Source organism: Streptomyces canarius, from assembly GCF_014650735.1.
In the GTDB taxonomy this organism is placed as follows: domain Bacteria; phylum Actinomycetota; class Actinomycetes; order Streptomycetales; family Streptomycetaceae; genus Streptomyces; species Streptomyces olivaceoviridis.
Genome location: NZ_BMVN01000004.1, coordinates 371,553 through 387,087, shown reverse-complemented (window position 1 = coordinate 387,087; position 15,535 = coordinate 371,553). Strand labels below are relative to the sequence as shown.

Here is a 15,535-nt window from a genome sequence, read left to right as displayed (position 1 = left end):
CTCAGCCTCCTTGCACGGCGGTGAGGACTTCGACCCGGTCGCCGTCGGCGAGGGCGGTCGTCGCCCACCGCGCGCGCGGGACGACGGTCTCGTTGACGGCGGCTGCCACCCCGCGCGGGGCGGCGGTGAGGGTCCGGACGAGGGTGTCGAGGGCGGTGCCCGGGGCGATCTCCCGGCGCTCCCCGTTGACGGAAATCATGACCGGGCTGTTCATGCGGGCTGCTCCAGCTCCTGTGTCGTCTCCCTGACCGCGGCGCCTTCCCCGCGCGCGGTGCCGAAGCGCCGCGGCGTGAAGGGACGGGCCTCCTGCGGAAGCTCACCGGTGACCAGGGCGTGCGCCAGCACGTCCCCGGTGACCGGCGTGAGCAGCACGCCGTTGCGGTAGTGCCCGGTGGCCAGCAGCAGCCCGGCCAGCCCGGACGGGCCGAGCAGCGGCGCGTTGTCCGGGGAGCCGGGGCGCAGCCCGGCCCGGGTCTCGGTCAGCGGCAGCTCGGTGATGCCGGGCACCAGCTCGTGCGCGTCGCGCAGCAGCTCGTACACGCCCCCGGCGGTGACCGTCGTGTCCCAGCCCAGCTCCTCGCTGGTGGCGCCGACGACCAGTTCGCCGTTCTCCCGCGGCACCAGGTACACCTGGCTGCCCCGCACCACGGCCCGTACGGTCCGGCTCAGGAACGGCGCGTACCGGCGCGGCACGGTCAGCCGCAGCACCTGCCCCTTCACCGGCCGCACCAAGGGCAGCAGCTCGTCCGGCACGCCCGCGAGCCGCCCGCTCAGGCTGCCGGCCGCGAGCACCACCCGGTCCGCGCGCAGAGCCGTGCCGTCCGCCGTGGTGATCCCGGTGGCCCGGTCCCGCACCACGTCCAGCCGCTCCGCCCATGCCCGGTGGAACACCACACCGGCCCGCTCGCACGCGGCCACCAGCGCCGCCGCCAGCCGGCGCGGGTCGATCTGGTGGTCGCCGTCCACCCGCAGCCCGCCGCGCACCCCCGGTGCCAGCATCGGCTCCAGGCGCCGGCACTCCCGCCCCGACAGCCACTCCGAGGCGAGGCCCGAGCGCTGCTGGAGCGCGTGCAGTTCGCGCAGGTGGGCACGGTCGTCGGCGTCCAGGGCGACGGCGAGGGTGCCGCAGCGGCGGTAGCCGAGGTCATGGCCGGTCAGTTCGGTCAGCTCGGCCGCGAAGGCGGGGTAGCGGCGGGCCGATTCCAGGTTCAGGGCGAGCAGGGTCTCCTCGCCGTAGTGCAGTTCGGTGACCGCGGCCAGCATCCCGGCCGCCACCTGCGCGGCCCCGCCGCCGGGCTCGGGGTCCACGACGGCCGTGGCGAGCCCGCGCTGCGCCGCGCGCCAGGCCGTGACCAGGCCGATGATCCCGCCCCCGATGACGAGGACGTCGGACGTACGTGACGACATGGGCGTCCAGCCCCTCCCTTCGCCGGCATGACCCGGATCAGGTTCGTACGGTCGGAGGCCGCCAGCCTCCCTCTCAGCCCGGTGCGTCCGGGCTCCCGCGAGTGCTTGTACGGTGGCAACCCTAGCCCGCCGCCCTCCTCACCCGTAAGGGAGCCCCGTTTCATGGCCCGGTCGCTCGACGGACTGATCCTCGCCCCCGTGGCGGACCAAGCCCCAGGTCAGGTGGGTACCCGCACGCGGTTCGCGTACCACGAGGAGGACGGCGCGATCTGGGCCGAGTACGCGGGCGGTGACGTCGTGCGCGGCCATCTGGTCGGCACCCGCGAGGGCGACCGGCTGGACTTCCGGTACGTGCAGCTCAAGACCGACGGGACGACCTCCTCGGGCCACTGCGTGTCCACGGTCGCCGAGCTGCCGGACGGGCGGGTACGCCTGGACGAGACCTGGGAGTGGGAGTCCCAGGCCGGCTCCGGCACGAGCGTGGTGGAGCAGGTCACCGAGCCCGCCGCCTGACTGACGGAACGTCAATTGTCTATGGTGATCGGGTGAGCGAGCAGACAGCGCAAGAGGGCACGGCGGCGCGGCGCGTGGTCGTCGTCGGCGCGGGCATGGCCGGGGTGCAGACCGCGGTCGCCCTGCGGGAGCAGGGTTTCCGGGGCGACGTGACCGTCATCGGCGCCGAGCCGCACCAGCCGTACGACCGGCCGCCGCTGTCGAAGGCGGTGCTGCTCGGCAAGGCCGAGGACTCCGCCTTCGAGGTGGACTTCGAGTCCCTCGGGGTCGGGCTGCGGCTCGGCTGCGAGGTGTACGGCGTGCGCCCCGCCGAGCACGAACTGGACACCGGGACGGGGCCGGTGCCGTACGACGTCCTGGTCCTCGCCACCGGAGCCGAACCGGTCCGGCTGCCCGGCACCGAGGGCGTGCCCGGCGTGCACCTGCTGCGCACCCTGGACGACGCCGAACGGCTGCGCCCCGTGCTCGCCCGCCGGCACGACATCGTGGTCGTGGGCGCCGGCTGGATCGGCGCCGAGTTCGCCACCGCCGCCCGCGAGGCCGGCTGCGCGGTGACCGTCGTGGAGGCCGCCGGCCATCCGCTCGCCGGCGCCCTGCCCGCCGAGGTCGCCGCGCCCATGGCCGCCTGGTACGCCGAGGCGGGCGTGGAACTGCGCACCCACGCGCGCGTGGAGCGCGTCGAGCCCGGCGAGGTGGTGCTCGCCGACGGCACCCGGCTGCCCGCGGGCGCCGTCGTCGTCGGCATCGGCGCCCGTCCCGCCACCGGCTGGCTGGCCGGCTCCGGCATCGAGCTGGGCGCGCACGGCGAGGTCCTCACCGACGACCGCCTGTGCACCTCCGTGCCCGATGTGTACGCCGTCGGCGACTGCGCCTCCTTCCCGTCGGCGCGCTACGGCGAACGGCTCCTCGTCCACCACTGGGACAACGCCCTGCAAGGTCCGCGCACGGTCGCCGCGAACATCCTCGGCGAGACCCCGGCGGTCTACGACCCGGTGCCGTACTTCTGGTCCGAGCAGTTCGGCCGGTTCGTCCAGTACGCCGGCCACCACGCCGACGCCGACCGCCTGGTCTGGCGCGGCGACCCGGCGGGCCCGTCCTGGACGGTCTGCTGGCTCCGCGAAGGCCGCCTGGTGGCCCTGCTGGCCGTCGGCCGCCCCCGCGACCTGGCCCAGGGCCGCCGCCTGATCGAGGCGGGCCGGCGGATGGACCCCGAGGCGCTGACCGACCCGGCGCGGCCACTGAAGAACGCCACGGACGACTAGCACACCCTCCCGCCTGGACCTGCCTGACTTCCGACTGTCAGTGGGGGATGGCAGGCTAGGAAACGTGACCGAGATTGACGCAAAGATCGATGCTCTCGTCCCCGGCTGGCTCACCCTGCCCGACATCGCCGACATGCTCGGTGTCGAGGTGACGCGTGTCCGGCAGCTGGTCAAGGAGGGCCAGCTCATCGCCGTACGCCGCGGTGAGAACAGGGCGCTGCACGTCCCCGCCGCCTTCATCGACGGGGACAAGGTCGTCAAGGGCCTGTCCGGGACCCTGACGCTCCTGCGGGACGACGGCTTCACGGTCGAAGAGATGATCGAGTGGCTCTTCACCCCCGACCCGACCCTGCCCGGCACCCCCGCGCAGGCCCTGAGCGAGAATCGCGGCACGGAGGTGAAGCGCCGCGCCCAGGCGCTCGCTGTCTGAGCCGACCCGCAGCAGGCAGGTGGCGTGCGGGCCGGACGCCCGTACGCCACCGCAAGGGACACCGACCACGGGGGGACCCACGCATGTCCGACACCGCCCGCGCCGCGCTCGCCGACGCCCGCCTGTACCTCTGCACGGACGCCCGCGAGCGCCAGGGCGACCTGCCCGAGTTCCTGGACGCGGTCCTGGCCGGCGGCGTCGACATCGTGCAGCTGCGGGACAAGGGCATGGAGGCCGCCGAGGAGCTGGAGCACCTGGAGGTCTTCGCCGACGCGTGCGCCCGGCACGGCAAGCTGCTCGCGGTCAACGACCGGGCCGACGTCGCCCATGCCGCCCGCGCCGACGTGCTCCACCTCGGCCAGGGCGATCTCCCGGTCCCCGCGGCCCGGGCGATCCTCGGCGACCGGGTGCTGATCGGCCGCTCCACGCACGCCGAGGCGGAGGCCGCCGCTGCCGCCGTCCAGGAGGGCGTGGACTACTTTTGCACCGGCCCCTGCTGGCCCACCCCCACCAAGCCCGGCCGCCACGCCCCCGGCCTGGACCTGGTCCGCTACGCGGCGGGCCTCGGCACCGACCGCCCCTGGTTCGCCATCGGCGGCATCGACCTCGGCAACCTGGACCAGGTGCTGGACGCCGGTGCCCGCCGGGTGGTCGTGGTCCGCGCGATCACCGAGGCGGACGACCCGGGCGCGGCGGCGACGGAGTTCGCGAAGCGGCTGCGGGACGCCCGCTAGAGCGGTTCTGTCCATCTGCTGGACAAGAGAGCGGCAATTCAGGCAATTTCCCGGTATCCGGTTGGGGGACCGCCCACCCCTGGCTAACCTGCGGGTATGGCCCTAGGAACCGCATCCACCAGGACTGATCGCGCACGTACCGTGAGTGACATCCTCGCCACAGGCAAGACGACGTACTCGTTCGAGTTCTCGGCGCCGAAGACCCCGAAGGGCGAGCGGAACCTGTGGAGCGCGCTCCGGCGGGTCGAGGCCGTCGCCCCCGACTTCGTCTCCGTGACCTACGGCGCCGGCGGTTCCACCCGCGCGGGCACGGTCAAGGAGACCGAGCAGATCGTCGCGGACACCACACTGACCCCGGTCGCCCACCTCACCGCGGTCGACCACTCCATCGCCGAACTGCGCAACATCATCGGCCAGTACGCGGACGCCGGCATCCGCAACATGCTCGCCGTGCGCGGCGACCCGCCCGGCGACCCGATGGGCGAGTGGGTGCCGCACCCCCGCGGTCTGACCTACGCGGCCGAACTCGTCCGGCTCATCAAGGAGTCGGGCGACTTCTGCGTGGGCGTCGCCGCGTTCCCGGAGATGCACCCGCGCTCCGCGGACTGGGACACCGACGTCGCCCACTTCGTGGACAAGTGCCGTGCGGGCGCCGACTACGCCATCACGCAGATGTTCTTCCAGCCGGAGTCGTACCTGCGCCTGCGCGACCGCGTGGCGGCAGCGGGCTGCGAGACCCCGGTCATCCCGGAAGTCCTGCCGGTCACCAGTGTGAAGATGCTGGAACGGTTGCCGAAGCTCAGTAACGCCCTTGTCCCGGACGCCTTGAAAGAGCGGATCCTCACAGCGAAGGACGATCCGGCGGCGGTACGCTCCATCGGTATCGAGTTCGCCACGGAGTTCTGCGCGCGGCTGCTGGCCGAGGGAGTGCCCGGACTGCACTTCATCACGCTCAACAACTCCACGGCGACCCTGGAAATCTACGAGAACCTGGGCCTGCACCACCCCCCGCAGGCCTAGACCGGCCGCACCGCGATACGACACACTGCGTAGCGGTCACTGGGAGAGGGGCGTACATGGGCTGGACGGTCCTCTACATCGCGTTCGGCGGCGTCGCGCTGTGGTTGCTGGGCGAGGTGCTGTTGCAGTACAAGGCGCGGCTGCGCTGGCGCCTCCTCGCCTTCGGCGGCTTCCTCGGCGTCGTGGTGGGCGTGCTGATGCCGTCCGTCATCGTGATCGGGCTGGGCGCGATCGCCTTCGCGGTCGGCCAGACCTACGTCACGCTGTCGTTCCGTCGCGGCTTCTCCTCCGGCTGGGCGGTCAAGCGGCCCGGCCCCGAGGCGGCGGCCGGCAGCAAGCGGCGCCGCGGCCGGGCGGACCGGCACGCGCCGGACCCGCAGGGCGCCGACCCCGAGTTCGCCCCGGCCGCCGGCGACCGCGACCCCGAGCACGCCACCGACCACGGCGGCCACGGCCAGGCGCACGGCGACTACGACGACTACGACCGCGACGACGTCTTCACCCCGGCCGCCGCCCGGACGGCCGAGGCCACCGCCGCCGAGACCACCGCCGTCTACGAGCCGCAGCCCCTCCCCGACGACACCGGCAACTACGGCGTCTACGGCGATCCCGCGCACGCGCACACCGCCCAGCAGAGCGACCAGCAGAGCTACGCCTACGACTACTCGGGCTACGGCCAGCAGGGTTACGACTACGACAGCGCCGCCCAGCAGGGCTACGCCAACTACTCCGACCCGTACATCGGCAGCCAGCCCTACGGCTCCTACGACCAGGGGCACGCCCAGCAGTACGGGCAGCAGCAGGGCTACGCGCAGGACCCGTACGCCACCGGCGGCTACGGCGAGACCCCGGCCGGCGGGGTGTGGGTGCCGCAGCAGCGCACCGACGAGAGCTACGGCGGTGAACTCCCGCAGGAACAGCCGTATCCCCACCAGCAGGGCGGACCGCAGCCGCAGTCCGGTGCCGAGTACGACGAGCAGTACCGCTTCTGACGGTCCGGCTCCCCGGGCTCACCCGCTCAGCGGCAGCCCTGGGAACCGCCCGGCGCGAGCCCGTGGTCTGCGGGCCCGTCCGGCGTGAGCCGGCCGTTCACCGGGCGCCCGTTCACTGCGAGCCGCGGAACTCCGGGCCCTCCACGATCAGGCCGGCCACCAGCGCGCCCGACATGCCGGCGTGCGGGAGGCCGCCGCCCGGATGGGACCAGCCGCCGACGGCGAACAGGCCAGGTACCGCCGTGGAGTTGGCCGGATGCAGCACCCCCTCCGGCGCGGCCAGTGCGGGCGGCGGCACCGCACCGCCCACGGCTCCCGTCTCCCGCTCGGTGTCCAGCGGTGTGCGGACCTCGCGCCACAGCACCCGCTCGCGCAGCCCCGGCACGGCCCGCTCGGCGGCGGCGACCATCCGGTCCGCGAAGGCGTCGGCGGCACCGGGCGCCGCCCAGTCGTACTCCGTCGCCGACGGCACCGTCGCCGTCAGCACCACGCTCTCGTGCTCCCCGTCGGGGCGCAGGGCCGGGTCGTCCGGCCGGTCGACGACGGTCGTCGGCAGGTCGGGCAGCACGCCGTGCCGGAACAGATCCAGGTCGCCCTCGTCGTCGGCCGCGTGCACCACCGTGCGGTGCACCGCGCCGGGCTCCCGTGCCCCGCGCAGCGCCAGGCACACGACCATCCGGCCCGGGTACCGGTCCTCCGGCTCCGGTTCGACGGCCCCGGCCCCGTACACCTGCCGGCCCGTCAGGTCGCGCAGTCTCCACGGGCCCTGGCCGACCACGAAGTCCGCCTCGGCCACCGTGCCTCCCCCAGGGCCGGAAGCCTGGGAGGTGCCCCCAGCGAGCTCCACCCCGACCGCGCGGCCGTCCTTCTCCAGGATCCGGGTGACCTCGGCGCCGAACACGAACTCGACCCGCCGTTCCCGGCACCGCTCGTACACCGCGTCCGCCAGCTCCCGGATGCCGCCGCGCACGTACCAGGTGCCGAAGGCGTGCTCCATGTAGGGCAGCACGGCCGCGCTCGCCGGGGCGACGCCCGGGTCGACGCCGTACGCGAGCGCGTAGCCGTCCAGCAGCTGCGTCAGCCGGGGGTCGCGCAGTTCCCGCTTGCCGATCTCGAACAGCTTGACCACGCGGCGCCTGCCCAGCAGCCGCTTGTACGTGGTGCCCGGGTACGGCTCCTTGTCGGCCAGCACCTGCCAGTCGGGCCACAGCGGCTCCTCCAGCAGCGGCCGGCGGGTGCGGTCCCAGGCCTCGCGGGCCCGCACCAGGAAGTCGCCCCAGCGCTCGCCGGCCCCCGCGCCCAGCGCCTCGTCCAGAGCCGCGACGACGCCCGCGCGGGAGGCGTTGGGCAGGGACACCCGCGTGCCGTCCGCGAAGACGTGCCGCGAGGACGGGTCGACCTGGACCAGCTCGACGCGGTCCTCCAGCGGCTCCTTGCCGGTCTTGATGAACAGGTCGCGGTACACGGCGGGCAGCGTCAGCAGTCCCGGGCCCGTGTCGAAGCGGAACCCGTCCCGCTCGAACCGGCGCACCGAGCCGCCGTACGTCTCCGTCCGTTCGTACACCGTCACCCGGTGGCCCGCGACGGCCAGCCGGGCGGCAGCCGCCATCGCGCCCATCCCGGCGCCGATCACCGCAATCCGTGCCATGCCCGTGACTGTATCGACCGCCACCGACAACCCCGCCGCCGGGCGGCTCCAGCGCAGGTCAAGGAGCCCGTGAGGCGAGGCGCCGCTCCTCCCGGCGCTGGGCCCGGCGACGCAGGAAACGGCGGATGCGCGAGACGAGGAACAGCAGGGTCAGCAGCCCGCCGGCCAGCAGGACGGCCGCGATGACCGCCGCCGCCTCCGGGTGGAACACCGCGAACGTGACGACGCCCCCGACCCCGAGATCCTCGGCGAGGCTCAGCGCGATGTTGCTGAACGGCTCGGGCGAGGTGTTGACCGCCATCCGCGTCCCGGCCTTCACGGCGTGGCTGGCCAGCGCCGTCGAACCGCCGATCAGGCCGGCCGCCACGTCGGAGAGCGAGCCGCTCTGCCCGGCGAGCAGCGTCCCGACCCAGGCACCGGCGAGCGGCCGGACCACCGTGTGCACGGAGTCCCACAGCGAGTCGACGTACGGGATCTTGTCGGCGACGGCCTCGCACAGGAACAGCACACCCGCGACGATCAGCACCTCGGGGCGCTGCAACGTCTGCGGGACGTCGTCGGCGATCCCCGCCGCGCCGAAGAGGCCGAGCAGCAGCACCACCGCGTAGGCGTTGATGCCGCTGGCCCAGCCGCTCGTGAAGACCAGAGGGAGTACGGACACGGACGCGATCGTAGCCAGGCGCCGGACCCCGGGCGTGGGCACGCGCGCGGACGGCTGAGTACGCGTACTCAGACGGCCAGATGAGTACGCGCGCGGATGGGCCGGGAGACGTGCGAACGGGAGAGTGGAGGCACGGCAGAGGGGCGCGGCCCGGCACCGCCGGCACGGGGCGGCGGAACGGCGCCCGCCCCCTGGCCGCTCCTTCCGCCGATCCGTCGGCGGAAGCGAGACACGGGGGCCTCGGGGGAAGACCACCACGGGGGTCCGCCACGGGGGAGCCCGTACGGAGGAGTACGGGAGGGAAGTACGGGGGAGCAACGGGGGCGCCACCGGGAGGAACGGGGGAGAACGGGGGAATCCCGGTGGCGGCACGGGGAAGGGGAAGGCGCCGGTCCACAGCGGACCGGCGCCTTCCGCGTACACCTCTCAGGCGCTTGGGCCGGGTGCGGCTCTCGCGCCGGGTGCACCGCTCAGACCCTGCCGCTGACCCGTCCTTGGAGCAGCCGGGACAGGGCCGCGTGCACGTCGTCCAGGGAGCGCTCCGGCTGGAACGACTTCCAGTCCAGCGCGGCCACCAGGACCATGCCGACCAGTGCCGCCGCCGTCAACTGGACGTCGATCTCGTCGCTGAACTCGCCGACCGCCACGCCTTCGCACAGCACCCCCTCCACCACCGCGACCGCCTCCTGCCGCACCACCATCAGGGTGGACTGCCAGGCCCGGTTGGTGCGCCACAGCTCGGCGACGTACAGCTGGGTGAAGGCCGGGTAGCGGTCGATGAAGACCAGGCCCGCGCGGATCATCGCGTCCAGCGCGTCCACCTTGCCGCGGCCCTCGCGTGCGGCCTGCTCGGCCGCTTCCTTCAGGGAGGCGGTGAGCAGGCCGACGCCGTGCCTGAGCAGCTCCTCGAAGAGAACGGACTTGCTCGCGAAGTTGTAGTAGACCGTGCCCTTCGCGACCCCGGCCCGCTCGGCGATCTCGTCCACCGTGGTAGCGGAGAAGCCCTGCTCGGCGATGAGCGTGACGGCCGCCTCGTAGAGCTTCTGCCGGGTGGCCTCGCGACGCGTGCTGCCGCCGGCCTTGGCGCTGCTGCTTTCCATGGCCCCGATTCTCACAGGTACGCGCGCGTGCGGGCGCTCGCCCCGGATCACAGGCTCAGCTCCGGGTGCAGCCGGGCCGGCGTCCACACCTGGCGGCGGCGGGCCGCGAGGGCGGTCAGCGCGAGGGCGCCGGCGGTGAACGCGGTGAGCACACCGCACGCCAGCCACACCGGACCGAGCCCGCCGCCCGTGATCAGCCGGCGCAGCGCCTCCACGATGTAGCTCATCGGCAGGAACGGGTGGATCGCGTTGAAGAAGCCCGGGCTGGTCTGGACGGGGTAGGTGCCGCCCGCCGAGGTCAGCTGGAGCATCAGCAGCGCGAGCACCAGGATCCGGCCGGCCGCGCCGAAGTGGGCGTTGAGCCACTGCACGATCGCCGCGAAGCAGGCCGTGACCAGGAACAGGAAGCCGATCGTGCCGGCCGCCCGTAGCATCTTCAGGCCGACCGCCCAGTGCAGCACGGCCATCAGGGCGGCCACCTGGAGCACGCCCACCGCGACCACGGGGAGCCAGCCGGCGAACGCGATCCGCCAGGCGGAGGCACCGGCCGCCAGGGCCCGCCGGTTGAGCGGCGGGATCAGCATGTAGGCCACCATCGCGCCGACCCACAGCGACAGCGGGATGAAGTAGGGGGCGAAACCGGTGCCGTAGTTCGGCGCCTTGTGCAGGTCGTGCGAGGCGAGCTGGACCGGGTCGGCCATCACGCCGGTGCGCCGGTCGCGGTCCTGCTTGTCGTAGTCCGGGATCTTCTTCGCCCCCGAGTGCAGTCCGCCGGCGAGCTTGCCGGACCCGTCGGACAGCTTGTACAGGCCGCCGTTGAGGGTCTCGGCGCCCGACTTCGCCGTGCCGATGCCCTTGTCCAGGGCGACCGCGCCGGTGTGGGCGGTGCCCAGTCCGGTGTGCAGCTTCTCGGCACCGGCGGCGACCTCGTGCGCGCCGGTGTTCAGCTTGTCGATCTTCTTGACGGCGTCCTCGACGTCCTCGGACAGGTGCGGTGCGCGTTCGGCGAGGGCGTCGGCCTGCTTCTGGAGCGTGCCCAGGTTGTCCCGCATCGTCTTCAGGTCGCCGTCCTGGTCGGCGATCAGCGTGTTGAGGTCGTCGGCGACGGTGGCCACCTCGGCGGCGGCCGTCCTGGCCCGCTTCAGCTCGGGGCAGGCCGGGTCGGGGAGCGTCGCGCTCCCGCAGCGCGCCTGGTAGATCTCGTCCAGGACGGCGGAGGAGGCGTGCGCGGTCTTCGCGGCGCCCGGCGCGAGCTTCACCAGCACGTCCAGGTTGTCCTTGACGGCCTTGGCCGAGTCGGAGACCAGCCGGGCGGTGTCCCCGATGGTCTTCTCGTTGTCCTTCAGGAACGGGCCCGCCTGGGCGTAGACGCCGTCGACCTTGTCGGCGAGCGCCTGGGTGCCGTCGGCGACCTGCCGCGAGCCCTCCTGGAGGTCGCCCGAGCCGGTGTCGAGCTTCTTCAGGCCCTTGGCCAGCTTGCCGCTGCCGCCCTTGGCCTCCTTCAGCCCGTCCGCGAGGTCCTTGGAGCCCTTCTCCGCCTTTCCGATCCCGCTGTTCAGCTTGTCGGCGCCCTGCGCGGCCGTGACGGTCTTGTCGTGGATGTCGGAGAAGGAGACGAAGATCTTGTCCAGGAAGCTCCGGGAGGCCTTGGTGGACGCGGCCGAGCGCACCTCGTTGAAGACCGTGCGGGAGATCTGGCCGACGATGTAGTTGTTCGCGTCGTTGGTGCGCACCTGGAGGGCACCGGTCTCCGGGGAGTCGCCGGAACTGGACGCGATCCGGCTGCTGAAGTCGGCCGGCATGGTCAGCGACAGGTAGTAGGTGCCGTCCTCGACGCCCGCACGTGCCTCCTCGTCGCTCACCTCGTGCCACTCGAAGGTCCGGCTGTCGCGCAGCCCGTCCACGATGTCGTCACCGGCGGTGATCTTCCTGCCGCCCGCCGTGGTGCCCTTGTCGTCGTTCACCAGGGCCACCGGGATGCGGTCCAGACGGCCGTACGGGTCCCAGAACGACCACAGGTACAGGGCGCCGTAGAGCAGCGGCAGCACGAGCAGCGCGACGAGGGCGGCCCGAGGGAGCTTCCCGCGCCCGAAGCGCCTCAGCTCAAGCGCGGCCAGCCTCGGTGAGCGCATCACCGGCGTCCTCCTTCTTCGGCTCGGCGTTCCTCGGCCCGGAGTCCTTCGGCTCGGAGTTCCTCGGCGCGGAGTTCCTCGGCCCGGAGTCCGCCGGCTCGGTCTTCTTCGGCCCGGTCGGGACGTTGACGCAGTCCTCGGGAGCGGTGCGGCACACGGCCACGACCGTCGTGCCCGCGCGCGTGAGCGACCGCAACAGGTCCCAGGCCTCGGCGCGTTCGGCGTCCGAGAGCTTCATGTCGATGTCGTCCACCCCGAGCAGCCGGGGCCGGCCGAGCAGGGCCAGCGCGAGCGACAGGCGCAGCTCCTGCGGCCGTTCGAGGTCGCGTACGGCCGTGCGCGAGCCCTTCGGGAGCGTCTCCAGGTCGAGTCCGGCGGCGGCCAGGGCCGCGTCGACCCGCAGCCGCGCCTCGTACGCGCGCTGGGCGCGGGGGTGCAGCAGTTGGCGCAGGGAGTCGCCGAACCTGCGCTGCAACAGGGCCCGTTCGCGCAGGTGCTCGCCGACGGTGAGGGCCGGCTCCAGGTCGGTCACGCCGGTCACGTTCGCCACCGCGCTGACACGGCGCAGGGCCGCCATCTGGCGGGGGAGTTCGAACCCGGCGACGGTGGCCACTCCTTCGGTGGGCTTCATCCGTCCCGTGAGTGCGAGCAGCAGACACGTGCGGCCGGAGCCGGACGGTCCCTCGATCGCGATCAGCGAGCCGGACTCCGCGTCCAGGGCGACGCCGCGGAAGGCCCACCCCCGCGGCCCTTTGATCCCGAGCGCCTCGGCCCTGACGCCGGCGCCGGCCGGGCCGTCCGCGTCGACGGTTCCGGCCGTGCCGACGGCTCCGGCCGCGCCGGCCGTTCCGTGTGCGTCGTCCACGAGCCCCCCTGACGGCGTAGGCCGTAATTGAACTGACTGGTCAGTGTAAAAATACGCCCGAACCTGCGATCGACGCAAAAGCGCAGGTCAGAATGGATTGTCAGTGGCATACCGCACGATGGGCACATACGGCATTCGTGCCGTCACCCAGACGACAGGAGGTTCGTCATGGCCCACTCGTCCGCAGCCGCCGCACGCCGGCGCCGCGCCACTGGCCCTGCCCCCTCACTGACCGGCCCGGCGAGCGACGTGCACCCCGTGCTCCGCCGGGCCACGGCCCCGCCCGCCGCCCTCGACCTGCTCGCCCAGGCCCGTGCCGGACTGGAGGAGGCCACCGTCCTGGACACGCCGAACGAACGCTATGCGACCGCCCACCTCGCCGCCCTGCGCACCGCCGCCGCCGTGCTGGCCGCCCGGGGCCGGCCCGAGACCTCCCCGCGCCGCCGGGCCCGGATCCGCAGCGCCTGGGAGGTACTGCCCGAGATCGCCCCGGAGCTGACCGAGTGGAGCGCGCTGTTCGCCTCCGGCGCCGCCCGCCGCGCCCGTGCCGAGGCGGGCATCCAGGGAGCGGCCGGGCAGCGGGACGCCGACGACCTGATACGCGACGTGGAGATGTTCCTCCGCATCGTGGAGCGGATGCTGGTCCTCCAGCCGGTCCTGCCCCAGCCCCGTCAGGACCCCGCCGGCGACACCGCCGCCGACGGCGGCACCGGCACTGGCATCGGCGGGGACGGTCCGAGGAGGGGAGGCGGTCCGAGCAGGGGGGCCGGTCCGGGAGGTGATCTGCCGGACGCGGGCTGACCGCGGGGCGCCCCACTGGGGAGGCGCACGGGGCGGCGCCGTCGCGGTGACCAGGCACGGCGTGGAGGCAATAGGGTGGACATCGCCTGAAGTCCCGCCCCGCCGAGGAGTCAACTGCCGTGTCGGACCCGATGCGCCCGCCCGTCTCCCACCACCACCCCCAGGCGACGTCGCCGCGCTCCGACCCCTCCCGTCCTCGCGCCTCTCTCCGTACGGCCGTGGTCTGGGAGGTCCTCCAGGACGCCCTGGACCGCCGGGTCAAGGGCACGGGCCGGGACGCGCTGGACGTCCTGGACACCGGGGGCGGCAGCGGCAGGTTCGCCGTGCCCCTCGCCCGCCTCGGCCACCGCGTCACCGTGGTCGACCCCAGCCCCAACGCGCTGTTCGCGCTGGAGCGCCGCGCCGCCGAGGCCGGTGTCGCCGACCGGGTCAAGGGCGTCCAGGGCGACGTGCACGGTCTGTTCGACGTGGTCGAGCGCGGCGGCTACGACGCCGTCCTGTGCCACGGCGTCCTGGAGTACGTGGACGACCCGGCCGAGGGCATCCGCAACGCGGTCGCCGCGCTGCGCCCCGAGGGCGTCCTCAGCCTGCTCGCGGCCGGCCTCGGCGGTGCCGTGCTCGCCCGCGCCCTGGCCGGGCACTTCACCGAGGCCCGGCAGGCGCTCCAGGACCCCGACGGCCGCTGGGGCGCCGGCGACCCCGTGCCCCGTCGCTTCACCGCCGAGCAGCTCACCGCGCTGGTGGAGGGCGCCGGTCTGCGGGTCGGCGCGGTGCACGGTGTGCGCGTCTTCGCCGACCTGGTGCCCGGGGTCCTGGTGGACACCGAGCCCGGTGCCCTGGACGCGCTGTTGAAGCTGGAGGCCGCGGCGGCCGAGCTGCCCGCGTTCCACTCCGTCGCCACCCAGCTCCATGTGCTCGGTGAGACCACCGGCGCCCGAGAGGTCTGAGATCACAACCGGCACGGAAGCGCATCACCGGGACCAGGGCGCACAGGCGGGACGAGCCGCTGATCAGCGCCTCGGGCGCGGATGGAGTACGCCACAAGCCCCCCGATCGAGGGGTTTGCGCCGTATGATCGAGGTACACCGTCCGGCATGACGGGTCGGCCGCCGGGGAATGGAAGCCTCAGCGAGTCGGACGGCCATGACGGGCTCCGGTTGGCCAATTGGCGTAGAGGGGCGGGTTTCACGGGGGCGATTCCCTGCCTATCCTGAAGGGACCCCCCGGGTCGCCCCCGGCGACTGCACGATGAGGAGGACTCCGTGCCGCTCTCTGAGCACGAGCAGCGAATGCTTGAGCAGATGGAGCGAGCGCTGTACGCCGAAGACCCCAAGTTCGCGTCGGCGCTTGAGGGAAACGGGCTGCGGACGTACACCCGGCGGCGGGTCTACCAGGCGGTCGCAGGCTTCCTCGCGGGTATCGCGCTCCTCATGGCCGGAATGGTCGCGCAGCTGATCTGGGTCAGCGTGGTGGGTTTCCTCGTCATGCTGGGCTGTGCCGTGCTCGCCGTCACCGGCTGGCGCAAGGCACCGAAGCCGGGTGAGCACCCCCAGGGCACCCCGCGCCGCCAGGCGCGGCCGAAGCGCTCCATGATGGACCGGATCGAGCAGCGCTGGCAGCGCCGCCGGGACGAACAGGGTCACTGACCGCGCCGCGCCTCCCAGGCGCCGGACACACAGACATGTGTGAGGGGCGGCCACCAGCCGGTGGCCGCCCCTCACACATGCTCGGCCCTGCCTCGCGGTGCGCTCAGTCGCGCTGAGACGCGTATCTCGGGTAGAGGCGCGCCGCCGCCGAGCCACGCCTCCCGCGCCGTGTGCGGTCAGCCGCGCTGGGAGCGCCCGCGCCGCGTGCGTACAGCCCCGCGCCTCCCGCGCCGCCCGGACAGCCGGCGCTGCCCGCGTTCAGCTCCGCTGCCCGGACGGTGCGCGCTGCCCGTGTTCAGCCCCGCCGCCCGGACGGTGCGCGTC

General features: G+C 73.5%; 16 protein-coding genes and 1 riboswitch. Of the genes, 9 read left to right on the top strand and 7 right to left on the bottom strand.

All coding sequences use genetic code 11. From position 1 onward, the window contains the following. Position 1: 1 nt before the first annotated feature. The gene (gene thiS, locus IE294_RS08710; RefSeq protein ID WP_030641983.1) at positions 2-214 is read right to left on the bottom strand and encodes a sulfur carrier protein ThiS; all 213 of its coding nucleotides are present in this window, start codon (positions 212-214) and stop codon (positions 2-4) included. Further along, complete coding sequence (gene thiO / locus IE294_RS08705) at positions 211-1,407, bottom strand: glycine oxidase ThiO (RefSeq protein WP_189884009.1); 1,197 nt, start codon at positions 1,405-1,407, stop codon at positions 211-213. The genes thiS and thiO overlap by 4 nt, the downstream gene beginning before the upstream one ends. Continuing rightward, positions 1,405-1,516: riboswitch (TPP riboswitch) on the bottom strand. Its footprint overlaps the gene before it by 3 nt. 53 nt (positions 1,517-1,569) lie before the next feature. On the opposite strand from thiO, the gene IE294_RS08700 reads away from it, so the two are divergent. The 6 genes from IE294_RS08700 (at position 1,570) to IE294_RS08675 (ending at position 6,358) form a co-directional block, all read left to right on the top strand. Next, a complete protein-coding gene (locus IE294_RS08700) occupies positions 1,570-1,920 on the top strand; it encodes an avidin-fold protein (RefSeq protein ID WP_041665116.1) in 351 nt (116 codons plus the stop codon). 32 nt (positions 1,921-1,952) lie between these two features. Then, the gene (locus tag IE294_RS08695; RefSeq protein WP_189884007.1) at positions 1,953-3,182 is read left to right on the top strand and encodes an NAD(P)/FAD-dependent oxidoreductase; all 1,230 of its coding nucleotides are present in this window, start codon (positions 1,953-1,955) and stop codon (positions 3,180-3,182) included. Positions 3,183-3,246: 64 nt separating this feature from the next. Next, positions 3,247-3,612 (top strand): Rv2175c family DNA-binding protein, encoded by a 366-nt coding sequence (locus IE294_RS08690; RefSeq protein WP_189815666.1) that lies wholly within the window; start codon positions 3,247-3,249, stop codon positions 3,610-3,612. A gap of 83 nt (positions 3,613-3,695) precedes the next feature. Then, a complete protein-coding gene (gene thiE, locus IE294_RS08685; RefSeq protein ID WP_014672191.1) occupies positions 3,696-4,346 on the top strand; it encodes a thiamine phosphate synthase in 651 nt (216 codons plus the stop codon). A 96-nt stretch (positions 4,347-4,442) separates the two neighbouring features. Beyond that, entirely contained in the window at positions 4,443-5,366 is a 924-nt protein-coding gene (gene metF, locus IE294_RS08680) for a methylenetetrahydrofolate reductase [NAD(P)H] (protein ID WP_189884005.1), read from the top strand. A gap of 56 nt (positions 5,367-5,422) precedes the next feature. Next, entirely contained in the window at positions 5,423-6,358 is a 936-nt protein-coding gene (locus tag IE294_RS08675) for an SCO2102 family sporulation regulator (protein ID WP_189884003.1), read from the top strand. A gap of 112 nt (positions 6,359-6,470) precedes the next feature. On the opposite strand, the gene IE294_RS08670 is transcribed toward IE294_RS08675, so the two are convergent. From IE294_RS08670 to IE294_RS08650, 5 genes are all read right to left on the bottom strand, one after another. After that, positions 6,471-8,006 (bottom strand): phytoene desaturase family protein, encoded by a 1,536-nt coding sequence (locus IE294_RS08670; protein WP_189884000.1) that lies wholly within the window; start codon positions 8,004-8,006, stop codon positions 6,471-6,473. A 58-nt stretch (positions 8,007-8,064) separates the two neighbouring features. Next, positions 8,065-8,667 carry a DUF4126 domain-containing protein gene (locus tag IE294_RS08665; RefSeq protein WP_189883998.1) on the bottom strand — a complete coding sequence of 201 codons (603 nt, stop codon included), beginning with the start codon at positions 8,665-8,667 and terminating at the stop codon, positions 8,065-8,067. Positions 8,668-9,137: 470 nt separating this feature from the next. Beyond that, positions 9,138-9,767, bottom strand: a complete 630-nt coding sequence (locus IE294_RS08660; RefSeq protein ID WP_189883995.1) for a TetR/AcrR family transcriptional regulator — start codon at positions 9,765-9,767, stop codon at positions 9,138-9,140. A 47-nt stretch (positions 9,768-9,814) separates the two neighbouring features. Next, entirely contained in the window at positions 9,815-11,899 is a 2,085-nt protein-coding gene (locus IE294_RS08655; protein WP_189883992.1) for a YhgE/Pip family protein, read from the bottom strand. Next, a complete protein-coding gene (locus tag IE294_RS08650) occupies positions 11,871-12,764 on the bottom strand; it encodes an ATP-binding cassette domain-containing protein (RefSeq protein ID WP_373315793.1) in 894 nt (297 codons plus the stop codon). Before IE294_RS08650 ends, IE294_RS08655 begins: the two co-directional genes overlap by 29 nt. Before the next feature lie 168 nt (positions 12,765-12,932). On the opposite strand from IE294_RS08650, the gene IE294_RS08645 reads away from it, so the two are divergent. The 3 genes from IE294_RS08645 (at position 12,933) to IE294_RS08635 (ending at position 15,211) form a co-directional block, all read left to right on the top strand. Next, positions 12,933-13,565 carry an SAV_6107 family HEPN domain-containing protein gene (locus IE294_RS08645; protein WP_189883990.1) on the top strand — a complete coding sequence of 211 codons (633 nt, stop codon included), beginning with the start codon at positions 12,933-12,935 and terminating at the stop codon, positions 13,563-13,565. 119 nt (positions 13,566-13,684) lie between these two features. Next, entirely contained in the window at positions 13,685-14,512 is an 828-nt protein-coding gene (locus IE294_RS08640; RefSeq protein WP_189883988.1) for a class I SAM-dependent methyltransferase, read from the top strand. Between the two features lie 315 nt (positions 14,513-14,827). Then, on the top strand, positions 14,828-15,211 hold the full coding sequence (locus IE294_RS08635; RefSeq protein WP_189815657.1) for an SCO2097 family morphological protein: 384 nt from the start codon (positions 14,828-14,830) through the stop codon (positions 15,209-15,211). Positions 15,212-15,535 lie beyond the last annotated feature (324 nt).